We start from the raw sequence: 19,345 nt of genomic DNA on the forward strand, positions 1-19,345 counted from the left end.
GTCGGCCTTCAAGACCTGGTTGTGGTCTTGAAGGCCGACGTTGTCGTATGGGGTGGGTGCGGATGTCGATGCAGCCCAAGGGTTCTGGGGAGATCCCGGCGGAGACGGTGCGGGTGGCGCGGGCCGCTTTCCCGAAGGGAAGCCTGGCAATCCGGGGCCGGGACGAGCTGGGGCCGTTGTTCACGGACGAGGAGTTCGCGGACCTGTTCCGGCGCGGGGCAAGCCTGTCTGGTCACCGGGGCGGCTGTCGCTGGTGCTCGTGTTGCAGTTCGTCGGGGGCCTGACCGACCGTCAGGCGGCGGAATGGGAGCTCAGCGGCCCGGGGGCAGGCTGGGGCGCGTGCCGGCGCAGTGCAGCCGCCCCCGGGTCCTGGACTGGGGCCCGGGCGGGCACTGGGGGAGGGTGCGTCGTCGTGGGTTACTGGCGCGCCGCCACCGTCGCGAACGGACGGTCCGCGCGGTCCTGGCCCGGGTGGGAGGACAGGAACGGGCGGGCCGAGGCGAGCGGGCGCACGGAAGCGAACGGACGGGACTTCAGCGGGCGCTGGTTCATCGGGGCTCCTCGCAGAAGGATCGAAGTGCCGGACAGGGGTCTTCCTGTACTGGCCGAGGAGGGAGCAACTCCGGTTGGCGCCGCGACGACCACGGAGACTGGCATGCAGCCGCCCAAAGGCACCTTTTCAACCGCATGCTCGGCCAGCTCTACCATTGCCTCCAGTACGGCCGCTGCTTCGACGAAGCTGTGGCCTTTCCAGCACGAGCCCCGCCGTCTCGCAGGTGGTCTGAACGCGGAAACCTCAGCGGAGTCCGGCGGCGTGCCGAAGCTTCGCCCGGCCGTCAGGGCTGATCAGGTCCTCCGGCAGCATCGCCACCACACTCGCGTGCTCCGCGAACACAGCCTTGCACTGCTCACGCCCGGGATGATCGCTGTCGCTACCGAACCACCGCACTTCGGGATGTACGAAAGAGCCAGAAAGCAGCCGATCCGGCCCGTAAAGCGGCATACTGGTGCCTTCTGACGACGAAGTGACCAGGGGGCGCATCAGTGAAGTCTGCGGAGAAAACGGGTCGTCAGGGTGCGGGCGGCGGACGGGGCGCGCGGCATGCCGTCGTCGTGGGCGGGAGCCTCGCGGGGCTGCTCGCGGCGCACGTCCTTGCCGGGCATGCCGACCGGGTGACCGTCGTCGAGCGCGACCGGTTCCCGGACGGCGCAAGGCCGCGGCCCGGCGTACCGCAGGGCCGGCATCCGCATGTTCTGCTGGAGGGCGGGCAGGTGGCCCTGGAGTCGCTGCTGCCGGGCTTCCTGGCGGAGCTGCGGGCGGCGGGGGCACCGCGCCTGGGCATGCCGTCGGACATGGTGCAGAGGCAGAACGGGCGCTGGTTCCGGCGGCTGCCCGCGACGACGCACATCTACACCGGTTCCCGCGGGCAATTGGAGGAGCTGGTGCGGCGGCGCGTCCTTGCCGACCCGGTGATCAGCGTGATGGAGGGGACCGATGCCGTCGGGCTCCTCGGCGACGCCTCGCGCGTGCGGGGCGTGCTGCTGCGGGAGCGCTCCGGTGACGTCCGGGGGGAGCAGCAGGCCCTTGAGGCCGACCTGGTGATCGACGCCTCCGGCGGCGGTACGAAGGCCCAGCAGTGGCTGACAGCGATCGGGGCCGAGGCCGCGCACGAGGAGACCATCGACACAGGTCTCGCATACGCCTCCCGCGTCTACCGCGGCAGGAGCGGCGTCCTCGACGGCGACACCTGCGGCTACTACGTCTACCCGAGCCCCGCCCAGGTCCACGCCGGTGGCGCGCTGCCGCTGGAGGACGGCACCCATCTGGTCATCGTGTCGGGGCTGCGCGATGACGAACCGCCCACGGACGACGACGAGTTCGTGACGTACACCAAGAAGAGGCTGCCGCATCCGCTCCTGCACCAGTGGCTGGACGAGGCCGAACCGCTCTCGCCGGCGTTCGGCTACCGGCGGACCGCGAACATCCGCCGCCGCTACGACCTGCCCGGCCGCCGCCCGGCCGGCTTCCTTGCGACCGGCGACGCCCTGTGCAGGTTCAACCCGATCTACGGGCAGGGCATGGCCGTCGCCGCGATGAGCGCCCTCGCCCTGCGCGACGCGCTGGCCGATCCGCGCCGGATCCCCACGACGCGGCGCGTGCAGAGGGCACTCCTCGCGGCGTCCCGGCAGGCGTGGGACATCTCCGCCGGGGCGGACCGCACGATGCCGGGTGCGGTGGGCACTGCCGCAGCCGCCAAGCCGGCGGACCGCGTCGCCGACTGGTACCTGCGGCGCGTTCTGGAGCGCTACCCCGGCGACCCCGTGGTGGGGCCCGTCTTCCGCTCCGTACTGGCCCTCTGCGCACCCGTCACCGCCCTGTTCGCTCCGCCCGTGGCCCGGGCCGTCCTCTTCCGCCCGCCCGCGCCGGCACCCACCGAGCCGCCGACAACGCCGGAGGAGCCCCGGGCTTGAGCGAGGCCGGCAGCTGATGGCCTTGTCCGCGCCGGTCCACGTGCGTCGGCCTCGAAGCCGGCAAATCGGCGGCGATGCGCCTGACACCCACCAGGGGCCCGAACGAGTGACTTCCCGGCGGTGGGCACCCGGCTGTATGGCAAAACGGTCGATCGTAGGCATGCCTGGACGTACGCCCCGCTCGCCGCGGAAACCCAGGGTCTGTCCGGAGTCGCGATCAACATGCTCCGATTCGGACTCGGCCAGGTCGCGGCGCAGGAGGCCCCAGGGCGCCTGCCGCCGCGCACGCGTGGCGGACATGGCCGGACGGGTGAACGACCGGGCCGTGACGCACCCGACCACAGCGGAAGAGGGTAGACATCCAAGCACGGACTCCCGCGAGGAAAGGCTTACCGCCGTGCGCCGAGCACTGATCATCGTCGATGTGCAGAAGGACTTCTGCGAGGGCGGCAGCATCCCGGTGAAGGGCGGCGCCGACCGGGCCCGCGCCATCGCCGACCTGGTCCGGCGCTCGGCTGGCGATGGCTACGCGCACATCGTTGCCACCCGCGACCACCACATCGATCCGGGCGGGCACTTCTCCGACCACCCGGACTTCCAGAACTCCTTCCCCGTGCACTGTGTCGTCGGCAGCGAGGGCGGCGACTTCCACCCGGAGTTCGCGCCGACCGCCGCCTCCGGGGCCGTCGACGAGGTCTTCTACAAGGGTGCGCACTCCGCCTCGAAGAGCGGCTTCGAGGGCTCGGCCGCGGACGGCACGTCCCTGGCCGACTGGCTTCGCGCACGCGGCGTCGGCGACCTCGACGTCGTCGGCATCGCCACCGATCACTGTGTGAAGGCCACCGCGCTGGACGGCGCGAAGGCCGGCTTTGCCGTACGTGTCCTGCTCGACTACACCGCCGGCGTCGCCGCCGACACCACCGCCAACGCCATCAACGAACTGCGCCAGGCGGGCGTCGCACTGACCGGCGAACCCGTCGTCCGCGGCTGATCCCCTTCCGGGGCGGCCAGGCGTGGGCGCTCCCGCACCCGATGGCGCTCGGCGGCCCGCTCGCCCCGTGTCACCTTCGGCTGCCGTGCGGCAGGTTGGATGCCCACGCTGCGGCTGGGCCGGGCTGGCAGTGACGGTGTTCACCTTAAGTCACATGATCAGCAGAGGTAACCCGGGTTAGCACGGTGATGACGGTGGCGCCGAGGACAGTGCCAGGTCGCCCACGATGAGGGGCCGGGGGTCAGGCGAAGGACGCCCCGGCTGGAGAGTCGGTCTCTTCGGCATGTGCGAGGGCGGTGTCGAGAAGGTCGCGCAGGTGGGCGGAGGGCGAAGCGACGGCCGTGGCACGGAGGGCGCTGCTGCCGGCGGGCGGGGCCAATACGGCCAAGCCCGCCGCCGGGTTGTCGCCGAGGTGCACCGGTTCGCAAGGGGCTGTCATGTCTGGTCGTACGATGAGGAGTTGGCCGCAGGCGCGGTAGTGTCCCAGGACGGCGGGACCGTCCCAGGTGGGGGCGGGGCCGCCGTATGCGGTGTGCTGGTCGAGGAGGAGCCGGCCGGCGCGGCGGACGGTCAGGCGGGTGGTGAGGTGCCCGGGATGCTCCGCCGTACGGCCGCGCAGTAGCTCCTCTCGCAGCACCAGCCGGGCGGTGGAGGCGAGTTCGACGGTGTACGTCTGGTGCAGGGTGCTGCCGCGGGTGTTGATCAGCGGCTGGGGCAGTCAGTTCAAGGACGCGTCCTCGCCTGCCGTGAGCCGTACGTCGTAGGTGGCGGGGTCGGTCGTGGAGCCGCGCAGGGCGATGGTGACGGCGGACGTGGCCACGTCCAGGCGGGCCCGTGTGCCGGCTGTGATGCCGAGTGCGAGGCGGTCCCCTCCCAGCGGCGCGCTCATCGCGCCGAGCACGCTGACCCGTGCGCGTCCGTTGCGGCACCGCAGTCGCCTCAAGTGAAAGGGGCCGTCGCTGTGGAGCAACGGGAGCGTGGTCGTGCGGCCGTTGTGTTCCGCGCGGATCCGGGCTGTGGCGTGTACGCCGCTGGGGTGGACAGCGGATTCCTCGCTCGCCCCCGCCACGGCGCACTGCGGACTGTTATGCCTGGCGTCGTCGTGCTCGGCGGGTGCGGCCCTGTGGACGGGATGGGGCGTTTGTCGTGCTGGTCCTGACAGGGGCGCGGAGGCGGTGGTGCGGGTCATGCGGCTGTCCCGGTCCGCCAGGCACGCCAGGCGTGCGTTGACCCAGTCGGCGACGGGGCGGATCCCGTCGGGCTGAGTGAGGCTGGTGAAGACGACGGGCAGGTCTCCGCGCCGGCGTTGTGCGCCGGATGCCATGGTGCCCAGGTCGGCGCCGACGCATGGTGCCAGGTCGGTCTTGTTGACGATGAGGAGGTAGGCGGTGGTGATGCCGGGCCCGCCCGTGCGGGGGATGTTGTCACCGCTGGCCACGTCGATCACGAAGACCTGGGCGTCGACGAGGCCGCGGGAGAACGTGGCGGTGAGGTTGTCGCCGCCGGACTCGATGAGCACCAGGTCCAGCTCCTGAAGCGTCTCCTCCAACTGTTCCACCGCTTCGAGGCGGACCACTGTGAGGCGCCAGCTGGCAGGGAGCGTCATTCGAGCCGTGCGGTATTCCTGCTCTGCCCTGGTGGCTGAGAGGTTCGGGCCGGGGCCTGTCTATGGGCGCGGCTGCGGCCCGGTCAGGAGGGCTCTGATGGCGTTGCGGGCCGGAGGGAGGCCGATGTCGTCGAACCATGAGGTGATGAGGTGGGTGTGGCGCCAGCACAGGTCGTGGTCGACGAGAGCGTTCAAGTAGCGGTGCTGGGCGGGTGTGAGATGGGTTTCCTGGACGTGGCCGAAAGGGAATGCTGCGGCGAGCAGGGGTCCCCAGTCGTCGGCGATGGTGAGGTTGCTGCAGAACGGTACGGAGGCCAGGGCGGCCGGCAGGAGTTCCTCGAAGTCGCTGGTGCGGTCGATGGCCGTGGCCAGAAGGGCGTGTCGCAGGCGGCCTTCGATGTGCGGAAGTGGGTGTACGGCCCAGGGGTCGGCCGCGGTGGGTTCGAGAAACCAGGAGTCGACGGTCGCCGGATCGAGCAGCGCCTCGAGGACTATTCGCGTCGCCTCGGCGTTCCCGTTGCAGCCTGGTGACAGCGCCGCGCACGCACGGATGGCGGGGTCAGGGTCGGCGAGCCAACGAGTGCTGTCCTCTCCCCAGGCGCCGATGGTCAAGACCGCGCCAGCGCGTTCACGCCGAACGGAACTCTCGGAGATCAGCCCCCGCAGTACCTGGGTGGTTTCCGGGATCCGGTCGGCCAGGCCGGGAGACTGGAGGAGCGCGGTGGTGGCGCCAAGGGCGGCCTCCCGGACCGCGGGGTCGGTGGCCCGGAGATGTGGGAGGACGGCGTCGCAGATCAGGCCGCGGACAGCGCGGACCGCATCGGTGTCCCGCGGATCGTTGCCGTCGTCCTCGCCGGTCGTCTCGCCGTAGGCGGCCGAATCCGCGATCATGCCCAGCCATTCCAGCAACGCCGCGCGCAGTGGCCGAGGCCGCTCATCCCAGACGGAGTAGTTGTCGTGGATGGTCATGGTGCGGGAATCGGTCAACACCGCTGCCACGTACAGCGCGGCCGGCGCCGTCGCACTGTACAAGGACTCCTGGTGCAGTACGGACATGTCCAGCATGCCCAGCGCTCCCGCTTGAACCTCCGGGTCCTCGTCCAGGAGCTGGACCAGGCGAATTGGAGTGTCCTGCGCTGGGCCGTAGGCGTGCTCCAGCACGGCCCAGTCGGTGTGTTCGAGCACGGAGCGGGGGTCAGGCAGTGGGCCACGCTCGGCCCCACCGGAAAACGGGTGCTCATCCTGGGTCGTCACACGGAAAGCATCACACCTGCCACTGACAAGGCCCCGTGGTCGGAGCTCGGGAGCGCATCAGTGCCACTGTCGCCGGCGATGCGGGCAGTGTGTGGTGTGCTCAGGTCGCCCGCTTTCCAAGGGGACGGCACGAGAGCTGCCGGTGCTGTCAGGGGGAGGGGCTACGGTACGTCGTCGTGGACACTGACGATCTTGACTATCGGGTCCGGACGCAGTCCGGCTGTATCCCGCCGCATCTGGTCTCCCGGCTTCTCGAACTCGGCCATGCCGAGGAGGTGGAGTTCTGGGCCGGTCGTGGGGAGTGGTTCTGCGCCCAGGAGTGGGCGCGGCTGCTGGCCTGTCAGGGCCGCGAGGAGCAGGCGCTGGAGGTGCTCGCCCCGTATGCCGCCACGGGATGGCGGACGGCTGTCAGCGCCACGGCGGAACTGTTGGAGAGCTGGGGGCGAGCCGACGAGGCTATCGCGCTGTCCCGATCACGTATGGAGGCCGGGCACCCGCTGGCACTGGAGTTCTATGCGCGGATGATCGCCCGGCACGGCCGGGGCGACGAGGCATTCGGCCTGCTGCGGCCCCACGTTCAGGACTGGCTCATCGCCGCTGCCCTGACCGACGTCTCGGACAGCGCCGGCCGGGACGACGAAGCGGCCGCGCTCCAGGACCAGCCCTACCTGTGACCGGCGGAAAAGGCTGGCGACAGGCCTGATGACCGGGTAGGAAGGGCGCCATGAGCACCTCCGCGCGCCTGCCTGCCTCCCGGAACCCCGCCGACCGGCGGGTCTTCGTCCGCACCACGCTCGACCTGGGCGATGTACTGCTGCACCCGTGGGGCCGGGAGGCCGCCGAGCCGGAGACGATGCTGGACGGCTTGATCGCCGCCGCGGCGGACCCGCTGATCGCCCTCTGGAACCCTCTCGCGACAGCCGACCGCAGCGACGCCTTGGTATGGCTGGAGTCTCGCGACGGAGGCTGGGACCGTGGTGCCAGCGCCTCCTTCGCCGTGCTGACCGCTACCGACGGCGCTTTGCTGGGCAGCGTCACCCTGCGCTGGGTCGACCGTGCGGATGGCCTGGCGATGATCGGCTACTGGACGTTGCCGGCTGCCCGCGGACGGGGTGTGGCCACACGGGCAACGAGGGCGGTCACCAGCTGGGCCTTCCGGATGGCCGATGCCCGCCGGATCGAGATCGCCCACGCAGTCGGTAACGAGGCCTCCTGCCGGGTGGCCCACCGTTGCGGCTACCTCCCCGAAGGCACCCTGCGCGACTCACACCGCTTCGGCGATGGGGCATACCACGACGAGCACCTGCACGCCCGCCTGGCCACCGACCCGGACCCGACCAACCCCACGGGGGAGCCGACGGTGTACGGCAACCCGACCACCGGACAGGCAAGCGACACGTCACGGTAGCTGGGCGAAGTCCTCGCCGCAGAACAACTGCCGGCCTGCTTGTTACTGACCCACGCTCCTAGTGGCTCGTCACGCAGCCTTGGCCGGGTAATCGGTCCAGGAACGGATCGGGGAGTCGGGTGCGAAGTTCCTCTTCGGTTCGGCACGGGCATTGCGCCAGCGGACGTAGGCGCCGATTGCCGCGTTCTGCTCATCGTGGCTGCGGTGGTCGGTGCCGTTGAGGGCGAAGTAGCGCAGCGAACTCGGCCTCGATCCAGTTCAGCCAGGAGCCGTAGGTCGGCAGGAACACCAGCTCGACTTCGTTCGCGGCGGCCCAGGCACGGACATTGGCGTGCTTGTGCGGGGAGAAGTTGTCCAGCACCACATACAGCTTCTCACCGGGCCAGCGCCTGCGCAGGGCCTTGAGCAGGTCGAGGAACTCGCGCCAGCGTTTGCGCCGTCGGATGCGGTAGTACAGCTTGCCGGTGGCCAGATCGAGGGCGGCGAGCATGTGCATCACACCGTCGTGGCGGTTGTAGGTGGCCCGCAGCCGCTTCGGACGCCTCACCGGCCCCCATGCCTTGCCCTTGCGGGGCATCAGGTTCAGCGGCCCGAACTCGTCGACGCATATCACCCGCCCGTCGGCTGGCGGGGTGTCGTACAGCGCCAGGATGCGGTGCATCTTGGCGATGAACTGCGGGTCGGTGGACGCCTTCCACGTGGTGGTGGTCTTCCAGGAGACCTTGCCGGCGCGCAGGATCCGACGCAGAGTCTCCCGGCTGATGACCGCCACCACCTTGTGCTTGGCCAGGTGCTCGGCGAGCTTGCTCAGGCTCCAGGTGGAGAACGCTGTGACCTTCCAGTCGGCGGGGGACGTCCGGGCGATCAGGCAGATGTGCTCGCGCACCTCGTCACTGATCGTCTTGGGGCGTCCCCCGCTCCATTTTGGGTCCAGCGCGTCGAACCCCCGCTCGTTGAAGGCGTGGATGACATCGCGGACGTAGTCCTCACCGACCTGCATCAGCGAGGTGATGTCCCTGACCGTCTGGCCCTGGGCGGACATCAGCACCACGATCGCCCGCCGCAGCCTCACCGGGTCCTTCGCGGTCCGGCTGATCCGCTGCAGCCGGCGGCCCTCTTCCATGCTGACCGGCCGGACGAACACACTCGGTCGACGCCCCACGACCACCTCCAAGATCAAGTCCTGAAGACAGTTTGCTGGTCGGCGAGAGCAAGGTCGATTACCCGGCCAAGGATGCGTGACGAGCCACTAGGGCGCGTATCGAGTCGTGATCAAGGAGTGGTTCGAGTGAGGTCCTTGATCCAGATCATTGAGGCTCGAAGGTGGAGGCCGGCGAGGTAGCTGGCAGGGGTTTTGTCGTAGTGAGTGGCGATGCCTCGCCACGCCTTCAGCTTGTTGATCAGTCGCTCGACGGTGTTCCGCTCCTTGTAGAGGTCGGCGTCGTGGCTGACAGGCCTACCGCCCTTGCTGCCCTTCTTCTTGCGGTTGGCGGCCTGGTCCTTCTTCTCCGGGATGACGGCCTTGATGCGGCGTTTTCGCAGGTAGGCACGGTTTCCGCGGGACGAGTAGGCCTTGTCCCCGGCGACCGCGTCGGGCCGAGTGCGCGGACGCCCGACGGGCCCCCGGATCCGTATCTTCTTGAGCACGGGGATGAACTGTGGGCTGTCTGCGGCCTGTCCTGCGGTCAGGATCAACGCCAGCGGGCGGCATTTACGGTCGCCAGCGACATGGATCTTGCTGGTCTGCCCGCCCCTGGAGCGTCCGAGCAGGGCGGCTTTCAGTCGGAGTTTGCGTCGGCGCCGGATGCGTCGCCGTTCGTCCCGCTCAGGGCTGTTTCCGACTTCCTGTCCGTCTTGCCCTTCCGTGTCGCCCCCTTTTGTCGGGCCTTCTCCTCCTCGGCGGCGGCCTTCTCCAAGGCGGTGAGCATGTCCTGGTCGAGGTGCATCCCGGCGGCGTTGTGGTGGGCCCGGGCGGTGGTGGAGTCCACGCTGACCAGGGACAAGTCCACCTCGCCGCGCTTCGCGGCTTCCGCGATCAGGCCCTCCAGCAGGGCCTCGAAGACGCCGGCGTCTCTCCACTGCCGGAAGCGGTTGTGGACGGTCGGCCAGGCGCCGAACTCCTTCGGCATCTCCCGCCACTGCCCGCCCGTCCGGAACCGCCAGATCACGCCCGCGAACTGCTGCCGCAGCCGCTCGGGGTACGGACCGTACCTACCGATCGGCAAGTACGGCTCGATGAACTCCCATTCGTCATCTGTAAGTTGCACGCGCGTCATGCAAGACGATCTACCGGACCAGGCCCGACTGCGAGGGCGAATCCCGCAAATTGATCACGACTCGATACGCGCCCTAGTGTCCTGAGTCTTTGATTCGGTTCAGATATCCGGCGAGGCGTTCGAAGATCTCGTCAGCGGTCTTCGTCCAGACGAAGGGCCTTGGGTCGTTGTTCCAGTCGGCGATCCAGGCCCGGATGTCTTTCTCCAGGGCTTGGACGTTCCTGTGGACGCCGCGCCGTATCTGCTTGTCCGTCAGCAGTGCGAACCAGCGCTCGACTTGGTTGAGCCAGGACGAGCTGGTCGGAGACCTCCTTGTCCAGCTTGGCCAGGAACTTCTTGAACTCCACCGCGCGGTGCCGGCGGTGCAGCGAGCTGATGACCTCGCCGGTGGCCGCGTTCAGGGCGGCGAACAGGGTCGTCACGCCGCCGCGCAGGTAGTCGTGGGTGCGGCGCTCGGGCATGCCTGGCATCATCGGCAGCACCGGTGCCGAGCGGTCCAGTGCCTGGATCTGTGACTTCTCGTCCACACAGAGGACGATGGCCCGCTCGGGCGGGTCCAGGTACAGGCCGACGACGTCGCGGACCTTCTCGATGAACTGCGGGTCCTTGGAGAGCTTGAAGGTGTCCACCAGATGCGGTTTGAGGCCGAAGGTCCGCCAGATCCGCGAGATGGTGGACTGGCTCAGGCCGCTGGCCGCGGCCATTTCCCGTGTCGACCAGTGCGTGGCGTTCTTCGGCGTGGTCTCCAGGGTCCGCACGACCACCTCCTCGACCTTCTCGTCGCTCACCGTGCGGGGCGGGCCGGGCCGCGGCTCGTCGGACAGGCCCTGGAGCCGGTCGGCCGCGAACCGCTTGCGCCACTTGGCCACCGTGACCGGGTGGACCCCAAGCTCCGCTCCCACCGCGGTGTTCGAACCGCCGTCAGCGCACACGAGCACGATCCGGCACCGCAACGCCAGAGCCTGCGAGGACGTTGCCCGCCGCGACCAGCGCAGCAACGTCTCTCGCTCCTAAAGATCTTGCTCCGGCCGCCTGACTCACCCCGGATTGCCGGTAAATATCAATCGCCATGAACCGGTGCAAGCCGGGCGCGATTCCAAGATCTTCAGGACGCTCATAGGCCGCCCCGCCACCTGGACAAGATCCCCGTGCACGGCCGAACGACGTTCAGCAGTGACCATAAGGGGGTTGTCCATGGGTAAGCGCACGGCGAGGAAGGGCGCGCGTCCCGCGCCGTTGTCCGCCGGCCGAGTGCGGGCGGGCTGGCCTGGCCCTGCAGGCACACGCATCCGACTCGCACGAGTACGGGACACGGACGCGGCCGACACGCTGCTGGACATGGCCGGGGTTCGGCTCATGCCCGCGTTGCGGTCCGCCATCGAGACCGGTACCTCCGCCTCAGTTCTGCTGGCCGGTCTGGGCGGCACCACGAAGACTTTCTTCGAAACCGCTGTCCTCGCGTTCATCACGCAGCCCATGCCCGAGTCGATGTCCGGCATCAGCCTGCCGCTGGTCGCGGTCGCTCAGGACGAGAAGGTGGTGGGCGTGCTGGCTGTCACCGCGCCCGGAACCATCATCGAAAAGGCGCTGGAGCACGGCTACGAGCCGCATAGGGCCCTGACCATGGGCGTGGCTGTCGCCAAGGTCCACGGCCTGGCGGTCGCCGAGACGGCCCGCGGCCAAGGTCTCGCCGCCGCCCTACTCAATCGGTCCTGGCAGGTATACGAGCAGCTCGGCTTCCTTGTGCTGTACGGCTCGTACGACACCGAACGCGACCTCGGCGCCTTCTACTCCCGGTGCGGGTACACCGTCCTTGACCCCGGACAGGGATTCTCTCTCGCCCCCATCGACATCCCCTTCGGTATCCACGCCGGCCCCAACGAGTGCGTGTTCACCCGCTGGCGCCGCCGCCGCTGACCCTCGTCTACGGCCTCCGCTCAGCGTCGCCACGAGCGCGGTTCCAGCAGCTTCCGCCCCTGGCGAAGGCCTCGGTACGCCGACTGGGGCCTGTACAGCACCAACCGCCGCGGGCGGGCGCCAAACAAGGCACCCACCCCGTTCGCATCGGGTGCCCCGGATATGCACCGGGGTAGATCAGCCACCAAGGGCATGGCACCCGACTGGCGCTGCCCCAGGCGCACCGGTTTCATTCCTGGCATCTGCCGAATCCCCGGCTCAGGGGTGACCGTGAGGCCGTGGACCCCCGGGCAACCACAGGCCGCGGCTCAGGGGGCGCGCCAGGACCGCAGGCGGTCGGCGATGTCGTAAACGTCCAGGCGCAGCGCGCGGATGTCGTTGATCAGATCCCGCCACGGCTCGTACGCCGCTTCCACGGTCTGACCGGATGCCCTGATGTAGGCGATGGCGACGCCGTAGCCGAAGAACTCATTGCGGGCGGGCAGCGGGCGCAGCAGCACGATCTCCTCGAGCAGCACGGCAGCCCGCCAGTAGGCGTCGGGGTTGTAGCCCAGCTGCGGCGTATTGACCCGGTGCCGGGCCGCTGCTGCGGCCAGGACGGAGAAGTCGTTGACCGTGAGCTCTTTGCCGAGCAGCTCTTCCTGGCGGTCCAGGAGCCACCGGTGGTCGATCAGCAGTTCCACAGGTCAGGCCGCCCGCCGCGTGTTCTGCGGAAGCCCGCCGAAGTCGCGGTCGAACGCCTCGGCGACCCCGGGCTCCGCGATGGCACGCCGGAAAGCGGCCGTGGCCGAGTCCAGCAGCTTGGCATGCTCCTCCTTCTCGGCGAGCTCGGCGAGGTAGTCGCGCATGGTCAGCCCGCGCTCTGCGGCCAGGGCCTTGAATCGGTCCCGGGTCGCCGTGTCGATCTTGACGCTTGTATCCTCCATGCCTTGAGTATGCCCAACGGCATACCGAAGGGAATACCTTTTCTCGAAATGAGACTGAGCGCTTCACCTGGCCCGTGAGCGTTGTAGTTGGCCCGTCTGAGCGCTGCTGTTGGCCCGCAGGGTAGTGGTCGGCTCTCTCACCTGTGGGAATTCACGGAAATCAGGCTGGGCGGCAGCCCGCGGATCGGGCACAGTGGTCACCTGGCGCCGCCTGCGATATCGGCCGCTCACCCTGCCGTCGCAAGGCCGCGTGGACCCGTGGAGCCCCATACGTTCCGCGGAACTTCTCGTGGCGGTGATCTTCTCGGTCAGCTCCAAGTCGCGCACCCCGCGGGGACCAGGCCCGCCAGTGCGGCGGACTGGCGGCAGTGTCGAGCCAGCCCGCCGCGCCAGCCTCAGCGTGATGCGGGTGCAGACCGTGGCGGTATCCGGAACGATGGCCGCGGTCGGCGGCCTATTCCTCACGGCGAGTCCATCCGGCCGTGACACAGCTCGACTACAAGCAGGAATGGCCGCCACACGCGGTGCTGCCCCGAGTACATTGCCGTCCAGGGTCGGCCCGGCCCCGAGGCGGTGTGGCAGCCGCCGGCCGCTGCGGACCTCGGCGATGGACGACATCCGTGCTGGGCTGCCGTAGGACAGGTGCGTTGCCCAGTTCCGTCTGGGCCGCTGACCCGGGCCCACGCGTCATGACGGCTCGTTTTGGCGCGTACCCCGCACGGTTCTGGAAAGGTCCCATCAGCACATCTCAACGTCAGCCTTAGCCTGAACAGGGGTATATGCATGAATCTGAAGATCCTCCTCGACAGCGTGACCTGCCACGACACCAGGTAGCCTTCGGGAACCGACGAGCTCTTCATCACGGGCGGCGTGATCGCCACGGGAGGTATCGCAGGCTCCGCATCACACCCCGTCCTCACCACGCCCAGCGATATCGATGCCGATCAGATGCGCGCGTTCTCCGAAGAGGAGCACGGCATGTTCGACGGAGAGGTCCAGAAGGATGGCCGGCTGCTCATCGCCCTGACCGCCTGGAACAGCGACATCGCCGGGGACTGGGGCACGCTTTACGCGCCAGCGAAGAAGGGGCTCGCCGCCGGGCTCGCCTCGTACACTCTCAGTCCCGGCGCCAGCGCCAAACCGGTCGTCGACGTAGTCACCACAGCTATGGGAAAAGTCGTCAGCAGGCTTGACAAGGAGCACCTACTCGGAACCCTGACAGAAGAAATCCCCATTCGTGACCTGCAGGACGGCGACTCCCGACTGTGGCGGCTCAAGCAGCGTGACGACTGGGGCTCCAGCTGGGACTACATGGTCATTTACTCGGTCCACCTCCTGGAGTCGTAAAGAGACGAGGCGGTCGGTCGCCCTGCGGTGTCCGTCTGGTGATCCGGCCGGGTGTGGTCACGCTGCTGGAAAGGGTCGCCAGCGGGGCGGAGGCCGAGAACTGGACGAGATCGGACGCTTTCATCAACGACACCAGAGCCTCCCGGCATTGCGCGGTTGGATTCGCATCCCCGAGCTACCGAGAGGCCCTGCCTTCATACGCGTACAACGGGAAGATCACCCCGGCGGGAAACCTGTTCGACCCGCACGTTCCATGATCGGCTGAGATACGGCTTTTGATGCCAACCCGGCCGGGGGTGTCCGGCCATTGGCAGCTGCGCGCACCAACGGGGTTGGGCAGCAGGCCACAGGGGAAGTCTCCGTCCGCCGGACCGTCGACTGAGGTGGAGCCTCTAGGACGTAAGCAATCGCTGTCCGAGTTCAGGGGAAACCCCAGGGGTGGAGTTGAGGCATGGTGGAACGACGCATGTCGGTTGCGACGCACTGGGGCAGTTTTGTCGCGGTGGTCGATTCCGGTCGGTTGGTGCGGATCGAGCCGAGGGGCGATGACCCCACGCCGTCTCCCATCGGCCCGGGAATGGTGACAGCCGCCGACGACAGCGCTCGCGTGTTGCGCCCTGCGGTGCGCAAGGGCTGGCTGAACGGCCTGCCGCGCGCCCACGACACGGCCAGAGGCGCGGACGCCTTCGTGGAGGTGAGCTGGGACGACGCGATCACGCTGGTGAGCGATGAACTCCGGCGAGTTCGTTCACGGCACGGAGATAGCGCGGTGTTCGGCGGATCCTATGGCTGGGCCAGTGCGGGCGCGTTCCACAACGCGCAGAATCAACTCCACCGCTTCCTGGCGTTGGGTGGAGGATACACCGACTCTCGTAACACATACAGCACCGCTGCGTTGGAGGTCATCCTCCCTCATGTGATCGGCGGGCATCCGTGGAGCTACCAGTCCCGGATGCCGATGTGGGACGAGATTGCCGAGAGCTGTGAGCTTGTGGTGGCGTTTGGAGGGCTGGCCCTCAAGAACAGCCAGATCAACCCTGGTGGGCTGGCCAGGCACCAGACGCAGGACCTGCAGCGCCAGTGCCGTGAGGCCGGGGCACGGTTCGTGAACATCAGCCCCATCCGCAGCGACATGGCCGGCTTCCTGGATGCCGAGTGGCTGCCCGTCATCCCCAATACCGACACCGCCGCGATGCTCGGCATCGCCCACACGATGCTGGTCAACGGCTGGCACGATGAGGACTTCCTTCGCCGGTGCTGCGTCGGCTTCGACCGCTTCGCCTCCTACCTGACTGGCGCGCACGACGGCATCCGGAAAGACGCTGCCTGGGCAGCGGAGATCACGGGCATCAGCCGCGATGCGATCACCGACCTCGCTCGCCGCCTCACCACCCAGCGTTCTCTCATCATGGTCAACTACGCGGTGCAGCGGGCAGACCACGGCGAACAACCGATCTGGATGTCTGTCGTGCTGGCCGCCATGGCGGGCTCGATGGGCCGGCCTGGCTGCGGCTGGGGCGCAGGTTACGCGACGATGGACGCGACCGGTGTTGCCAGAGGCCGCCCTTTCGTGGCGACGGTACCGGAGGTTTCCAACCCCGTTCCGGATTTCATCCCTGTGGCAAGGATCGCCGACACCCTGCTGCATCCGGGTGAGACCATCGACTACGACGGCCGGCGCCTCACGTTGCCCGAGCTTCGCCTGATCTACTGGTGTGGAGGGAACCCGTTCCACCACCACCAAGACCTGCACCGGTTGACCCGAGCCTGGCAGACCCCTGACACGGTGGTGGTTCACGAAGCCTGGTGGAACACCACGGCCAAGTTCGCGGACATCGTCCTGCCCGTCGCCACCAGCTTGGAACGCGACGACTTCGCCGCCGGGTTTTCAGACCCCCACCTCGTCGCGATGCCGAAGGTCCGCGAGCCGGCGGGCGAGTCGCGCACCGACCACCAGATCTTCACCGCCTTGGCCTCCCGGCTCGGATACGAGCAGGAGTTCACCCAGTCACGCTCCGAGATCGAATGGGTTCGACACCTTTACGAGCAGACGAGGGCCAAACTCAGCGACGATGCCGCCTTGCCGAGCTTCGACGACTTCTGGCGAAGCTCCACCGCTGAGCTGCCGGCGTTGACCGGACCGTTTCCCGGCAGCTTCGAGGCGCTCCGCTCAGATCCGCAGCGTTTCCCCCTGCCGACACCGTCGGGCCGGATCGAGATCTTCTCCGAGGAGATCGACTCGTTCGGCTACGACGACTGCGCCGGGCACCCGACGTGGTTTGAACCAGTGGAGTGGCTTCGTGCCGACCTGTCGGACCGATTCCCGTTGCATTTGATCTCGAATCAGCCCGCCTCACGGCTGCACAGCCAGTACGACAACGGTGACCACAGCCTCAGTTCGAAGATCCGTCGCCGTGAGCCCGTGACGATCAATCCGTTGGACGCCGCGTCACGCGGCATCGAAAGCGGCATGATAGTACGCGTCTACAACGACCGAGGAAGCTGTCTCGCGGGTGCAGTCCTATCCGACGATGTCATGCCGGGCGTCGTGCAACTGTCCACGGGAGCGTGGTGGGATCCGGTCCAGCCGGGCTTGAGCGGAACGTTGGACCGCCACGGAAATCCGAACGTTCTCACAGGGGATCGGCCGTGCTCGCGCCTGTCCCAAGGGCCGAGTGCTCTCAGTGCGCTGGTCGACGTCGAGTGCTACGGCGGCCCTCTTCCCGATATGCTCGCTTATGCACCACCAAATCTCGAACAATGACACGAAAGCTTCCTGTCGCTTCGGGCAAGTTTCCGTGTGTACCACCGTCAAGCGTGGAGCAGGTTGCTCTGGCCGCCGAGAGACTCTCCACTTACCCGCTTTGCGTCTGAGTAATGACATGAATACTGTGCGCAGTCGTGACTGCACTTCAAGACCTCAAGTACGCCCAGTGGTTCAGGGGCGCCGATGTCGACGGCGACGGGTTCATCACCCAGCGGGACGTCCGAATGATGAGCGAGCGTTACATCGCCGTCCGCGGTGCCGCGCTGGACTCCGCGACCGCCCGCCTGCTCACCGAGGGGATGGACGGGTTCTGGGCGAACGTGATCGCCCCGATGGATCAGGATGGTGACGGGAAGGTCGATCTGCGGGAGATGACCGAAGGGTTCAGGCGGGTCCTGACCGACCCCGCCCTCTACCCGGAACAGATCGAGCCGGTGACCAACTGCTTCTTCGACCTCGTCGACCTCAACGGAGACGGCAAGATCGACCAGGCGGAGTTCCAGCAGATGTTCGACTCGGTCGCCGGCGTTCCCGGCGAGGACTGCGCCGCGGTCTTCGCCGCTTTGGACCAGGACGGCTCCGGTGGGCTGGACCGCGCCGAATTCCACCAGGCGGTCACAGAGTTCTTCTACGGCAACGACCCGGACGCTGCTGCCAACCACCTGTTCGGCAGACTCGCCGGCTGACGGCCCCGGATTCGGCCCAGGTACGCACGCCCACACCACTGCTGGTCTGGGCGTGCGGCGTTCACGCCAGCGTGTCCAGATCTCATCCTGCTGAGCTGGCGAAAACCCGTAGTCACGCACCTGTGCCTCCACGACTACATGATCATCCGTGGGTGGTGCGTTGATCACCTGAGGGTGCCATCGTTTGACGACAGGCGGCCGACGCGTCCAATGAATCCGTGCAATCCAGGGGTTCGCGGCAGCTCGAATCCAATCAGATCCGATGGTGATTGCTGACAGGGTTTGGTGACAGATAGGGTCCGATCTTCCGCACGGAAGGGCCCTCGGTGGCGAACCTGGTCTACAAGCGGGTCTCGACCGACCAGCAGTCGACCGACCGTCAGAACCTCGTCCTGGACGAGGCCGGGATCGAGGACCCGGTGGTTGGCTGCGTAGGTTTCAAGCGGGTTCTGGCACAGATCTTGGGGAGCCGTCGTGGAGGGTGACGGCGTCGTTCGATTGAGAGGGGTTACTGACTTCGGCGTCTTGAGGTCTCTTTGTCGGACCTGGTGACGGAGCCCACGGTGGCTGGTACGCCGGAGGTATGCGGTATCCAGACGGGGGCGGGCTGACCGCCGGGCAGCGCAAGCGCCGTGAAGAGGTACGGATACGGGCTGCTGACCTCTATGAGGAAGGCGTGGAAGTCCCGTGCATCGCCCGGGAGTTACGGGTGAGCGAGAAGTCGGTCTACCAGTGGCGCCGCGCCTGGGAGTCGGGCGGTCGGGAAGCACTGCGCTCCAAGGGGCCTTCGGGCTACGACTGCCGGCTCGGCCCGCACCTGCAGGCCAAACTCGCCGCCTGGCTGGAGGAGGGGCCGGCCGCGCACGGCTGGACGGACGACCAGGTGTGGACCGCCGCACGGGTACGCACGCTGATCGGGCGGAAGTTCCACATCTCCTACAGCGTCTCCGGAGTGACCCGGCTGCTGCACCGGATGGGCTACAGCGTGCAGATGCCCGCCCGGCCTGCGACCGAACGCGACGAGGACGCGGTCACCGCATGGCGGGAGGCGACCTGGCAGGAGGTAAAAGCCTCCGGGCGGCGACCGGCGCGTTCATCTGCCTCGAGGACGAAGCAGGCGTGACCGGCCGGCCGCCCAAGGGCCGCACCTGGGGTCGGCGCGGGATCACCCCGACAGTGCGCGTTTCCGGCCGCAGCCGTGGCCGCCTGTCGGTGGCCGGACTGCTGTGCTTCAGGCCGGGCCTGCCCGCCCGCCTGTGCTACCGGCTGCGCCGGCACACCGGCCGTAAAGGCGAGCGTCGCTCGCTGAGCGAGACGGACTGCATCCGCCTGCCCGACGGCGCCCACCAACTGCTCAAGGCCCCGCTCATCGTGGTGTGGGACCGGTTGAGCACCCACACCTCCAAGACGATGCAGGCGCTCGTGGCCGAGCGGGAATGGCTGACGGTCATCCTGCTGCCCGGATACGCACCCGACCTCAACCCGGTCGAGGGCCTCTGGGCGCACATCAAGCGGAGCCTTGCCAACCTGGCCGCCCGCACCCTCAGCGAGCTGGAGACCCTGCTCCGCAGACGGCTCAAGGCACTGCAGTACCGGCACACCATCCTCGACGGATTCCTCGCCGGAACCGGCCTCGCTCGCGACAGACCGAACTGACCCGAATATGCCGAAGTCAGGTAACGGGCAGTCCGCAGA

General features: G+C 68.1%; 17 protein-coding genes and 5 pseudogenes. 12 read left to right on the forward strand and 10 right to left on the reverse strand.

Translation table 11 applies throughout. The features are described from left to right. Nucleotides 1–62: 62 nt before the first annotated feature. A pseudogene (locus tag ABD858_RS36350) lies at nt 63–304 on the forward strand (IS5/IS1182 family transposase); the annotation flags it as partial. Between the two features lie 113 nt (nt 305–417). Here the strand turns inward: ABD858_RS36350 and ABD858_RS36355 are convergent. After that, nucleotides 418–552 carry a hypothetical protein gene (locus tag ABD858_RS36355; RefSeq protein WP_345045976.1) on the reverse strand — a complete coding sequence of 45 codons (135 nt, stop codon included), beginning with the start codon at nt 550–552 and terminating at the stop codon, nt 418–420. 78 nt (nt 553–630) lie between these two features. Between ABD858_RS36355 and ABD858_RS36360 the strand changes: the two are divergent. Next, a pseudogene (locus ABD858_RS36360) lies at nt 631–846 on the forward strand (hypothetical protein); the annotation flags it as partial. Here the strand turns inward: ABD858_RS36360 and ABD858_RS36365 are convergent. Continuing rightward, a complete protein-coding gene (locus ABD858_RS36365) occupies nt 797–1,042 on the reverse strand; it encodes a hypothetical protein (protein WP_345045977.1) in 246 nt (81 codons plus the stop codon). The pseudogene ABD858_RS36360 and the gene ABD858_RS36365 overlap by 50 nt on opposite strands. 71 nt (nt 1,043–1,113) lie before the next feature. On the opposite strand from ABD858_RS36365, the gene ABD858_RS36370 reads away from it, so the two are divergent. Both ABD858_RS36370 and ABD858_RS36375 read left to right on the forward strand, forming a co-directional pair. After that, entirely contained in the window at nt 1,114–2,472 is a 1,359-nt protein-coding gene (locus ABD858_RS36370) for an FAD-dependent oxidoreductase (RefSeq protein WP_345045966.1), read from the forward strand. Nucleotides 2,473–2,869: 397 nt separating this feature from the next. Continuing rightward, nucleotides 2,870–3,463 (forward strand): isochorismatase family protein, encoded by a 594-nt coding sequence (locus tag ABD858_RS36375; RefSeq protein ID WP_345045908.1) that lies wholly within the window; start codon nt 2,870–2,872, stop codon nt 3,461–3,463. A 241-nt stretch (nt 3,464–3,704) separates the two neighbouring features. Here the strand turns inward: ABD858_RS36375 and ABD858_RS36380 are convergent, their stop codons facing one another. The 3 genes and pseudogenes from ABD858_RS36380 to ABD858_RS36390 all read right to left on the reverse strand — a co-directional run bounded on the left by ABD858_RS36380 (nt 3,705) and on the right by ABD858_RS36390 (nt 6,254). Next, nucleotides 3,705–4,181 carry an urease accessory protein UreD gene (locus ABD858_RS36380; protein ID WP_345045968.1) on the reverse strand — a complete coding sequence of 159 codons (477 nt, stop codon included), beginning with the start codon at nt 4,179–4,181 and terminating at the stop codon, nt 3,705–3,707. A 495-nt stretch (nt 4,182–4,676) separates the two neighbouring features. Then, a pseudogene (locus ABD858_RS36385) lies at nt 4,677–5,030 on the reverse strand (GTP-binding protein); the annotation flags it as partial. A 99-nt stretch (nt 5,031–5,129) separates the two neighbouring features. Then, nucleotides 5,130–6,254: a HEAT repeat domain-containing protein gene (locus ABD858_RS36390; RefSeq protein ID WP_345045909.1), complete on the reverse strand. Its 1,125-nt coding sequence runs from the start codon at nt 6,252–6,254 to the stop codon at nt 5,130–5,132. A 245-nt stretch (nt 6,255–6,499) separates the two neighbouring features. Here ABD858_RS36390 and ABD858_RS36395 point away from each other — a divergent pair, with 245 nt between their 5' ends. Both ABD858_RS36395 and ABD858_RS36400 read left to right on the forward strand, forming a co-directional pair. Continuing rightward, complete coding sequence (locus tag ABD858_RS36395; RefSeq protein WP_345045910.1) at nt 6,500–6,997, forward strand: hypothetical protein; 498 nt, start codon at nt 6,500–6,502, stop codon at nt 6,995–6,997. Nucleotides 6,998–7,047: 50 nt separating this feature from the next. Continuing rightward, nucleotides 7,048–7,731, forward strand: coding sequence for a GNAT family N-acetyltransferase (locus ABD858_RS36400; protein ID WP_345045912.1), 684 nt, complete (start codon nt 7,048–7,050; stop codon nt 7,729–7,731). Between the two features lie 190 nt (nt 7,732–7,921). Here ABD858_RS36400 and ABD858_RS36405 read toward each other — a convergent pair whose 3' ends face one another. From ABD858_RS36405 to ABD858_RS36415, 3 genes and pseudogenes are all read right to left on the reverse strand, one after another. After that, nucleotides 7,922–8,893 (reverse strand): IS630 family transposase, encoded by a 972-nt coding sequence (locus ABD858_RS36405; RefSeq protein ID WP_345045913.1) that lies wholly within the window; start codon nt 8,891–8,893, stop codon nt 7,922–7,924. A gap of 110 nt (nt 8,894–9,003) precedes the next feature. Beyond that, nucleotides 9,004–10,007: pseudogene (locus tag ABD858_RS36410) on the reverse strand (IS5 family transposase). Nucleotides 10,008–10,080: 73 nt separating this feature from the next. Beyond that, nucleotides 10,081–11,005: pseudogene (locus tag ABD858_RS36415) on the reverse strand (IS630 family transposase). A gap of 196 nt (nt 11,006–11,201) precedes the next feature. Here ABD858_RS36415 and ABD858_RS36420 point away from each other — a divergent pair. After that, a complete protein-coding gene (locus ABD858_RS36420) occupies nt 11,202–11,924 on the forward strand; it encodes a GNAT family N-acetyltransferase (RefSeq protein ID WP_345045915.1) in 723 nt (240 codons plus the stop codon). Between the two features lie 308 nt (nt 11,925–12,232). Here the strand turns inward: ABD858_RS36420 and ABD858_RS36425 are convergent, their stop codons facing one another. Next, nucleotides 12,233–12,607 (reverse strand): toxin Doc, encoded by a 375-nt coding sequence (locus tag ABD858_RS36425; RefSeq protein ID WP_345045916.1) that lies wholly within the window; start codon nt 12,605–12,607, stop codon nt 12,233–12,235. A gap of 3 nt (nt 12,608–12,610) precedes the next feature. Continuing rightward, nucleotides 12,611–12,850 (reverse strand): antitoxin MazE7, encoded by a 240-nt coding sequence (locus ABD858_RS36430; protein ID WP_345045918.1) that lies wholly within the window; start codon nt 12,848–12,850, stop codon nt 12,611–12,613. Nucleotides 12,851–13,720: 870 nt separating this feature from the next. Between ABD858_RS36430 and ABD858_RS36435 the strand changes: the two genes are divergently transcribed. The 5 genes from ABD858_RS36435 to ABD858_RS37130 all read left to right on the forward strand — a co-directional run bounded on the left by ABD858_RS36435 (nt 13,721) and on the right by ABD858_RS37130 (nt 19,306). Continuing rightward, nucleotides 13,721–14,197, forward strand: coding sequence for a hypothetical protein (locus ABD858_RS36435; RefSeq protein WP_345045919.1), 477 nt, complete (start codon nt 13,721–13,723; stop codon nt 14,195–14,197). Nucleotides 14,198–14,648: 451 nt separating this feature from the next. Beyond that, on the forward strand, nt 14,649–16,961 hold the full coding sequence (locus ABD858_RS36440; protein ID WP_345045920.1) for a molybdopterin-dependent oxidoreductase: 2,313 nt from the start codon (nt 14,649–14,651) through the stop codon (nt 16,959–16,961). 137 nt (nt 16,962–17,098) lie between these two features. After that, nucleotides 17,099–17,650, forward strand: a complete 552-nt coding sequence (locus ABD858_RS36445) for an EF-hand domain-containing protein (RefSeq protein ID WP_345045922.1) — start codon at nt 17,099–17,101, stop codon at nt 17,648–17,650. Between the two features lie 326 nt (nt 17,651–17,976). Then, nucleotides 17,977–18,135 carry a recombinase family protein gene (locus ABD858_RS36450; protein WP_345045923.1) on the forward strand — a complete coding sequence of 53 codons (159 nt, stop codon included), beginning with the start codon at nt 17,977–17,979 and terminating at the stop codon, nt 18,133–18,135. A 98-nt stretch (nt 18,136–18,233) separates the two neighbouring features. Then, a protein-coding gene (locus ABD858_RS37130; RefSeq protein WP_425586381.1) for an IS630 family transposase occupies nt 18,234–19,306 on the forward strand; the annotation gives its coding sequence in 2 pieces (ribosomal slippage) (nt 18,234–18,723 and nt 18,723–19,306; 1,074 coding nt in all). Nucleotides 19,307–19,345 lie beyond the last annotated feature (39 nt).

Origin of the sequence: Streptomyces sannanensis (assembly GCF_039536205.1) — a bacterium.
GTDB classification, from domain to species: Bacteria; Actinomycetota; Actinomycetes; order Streptomycetales; family Streptomycetaceae; genus Streptomyces; species Streptomyces sannanensis.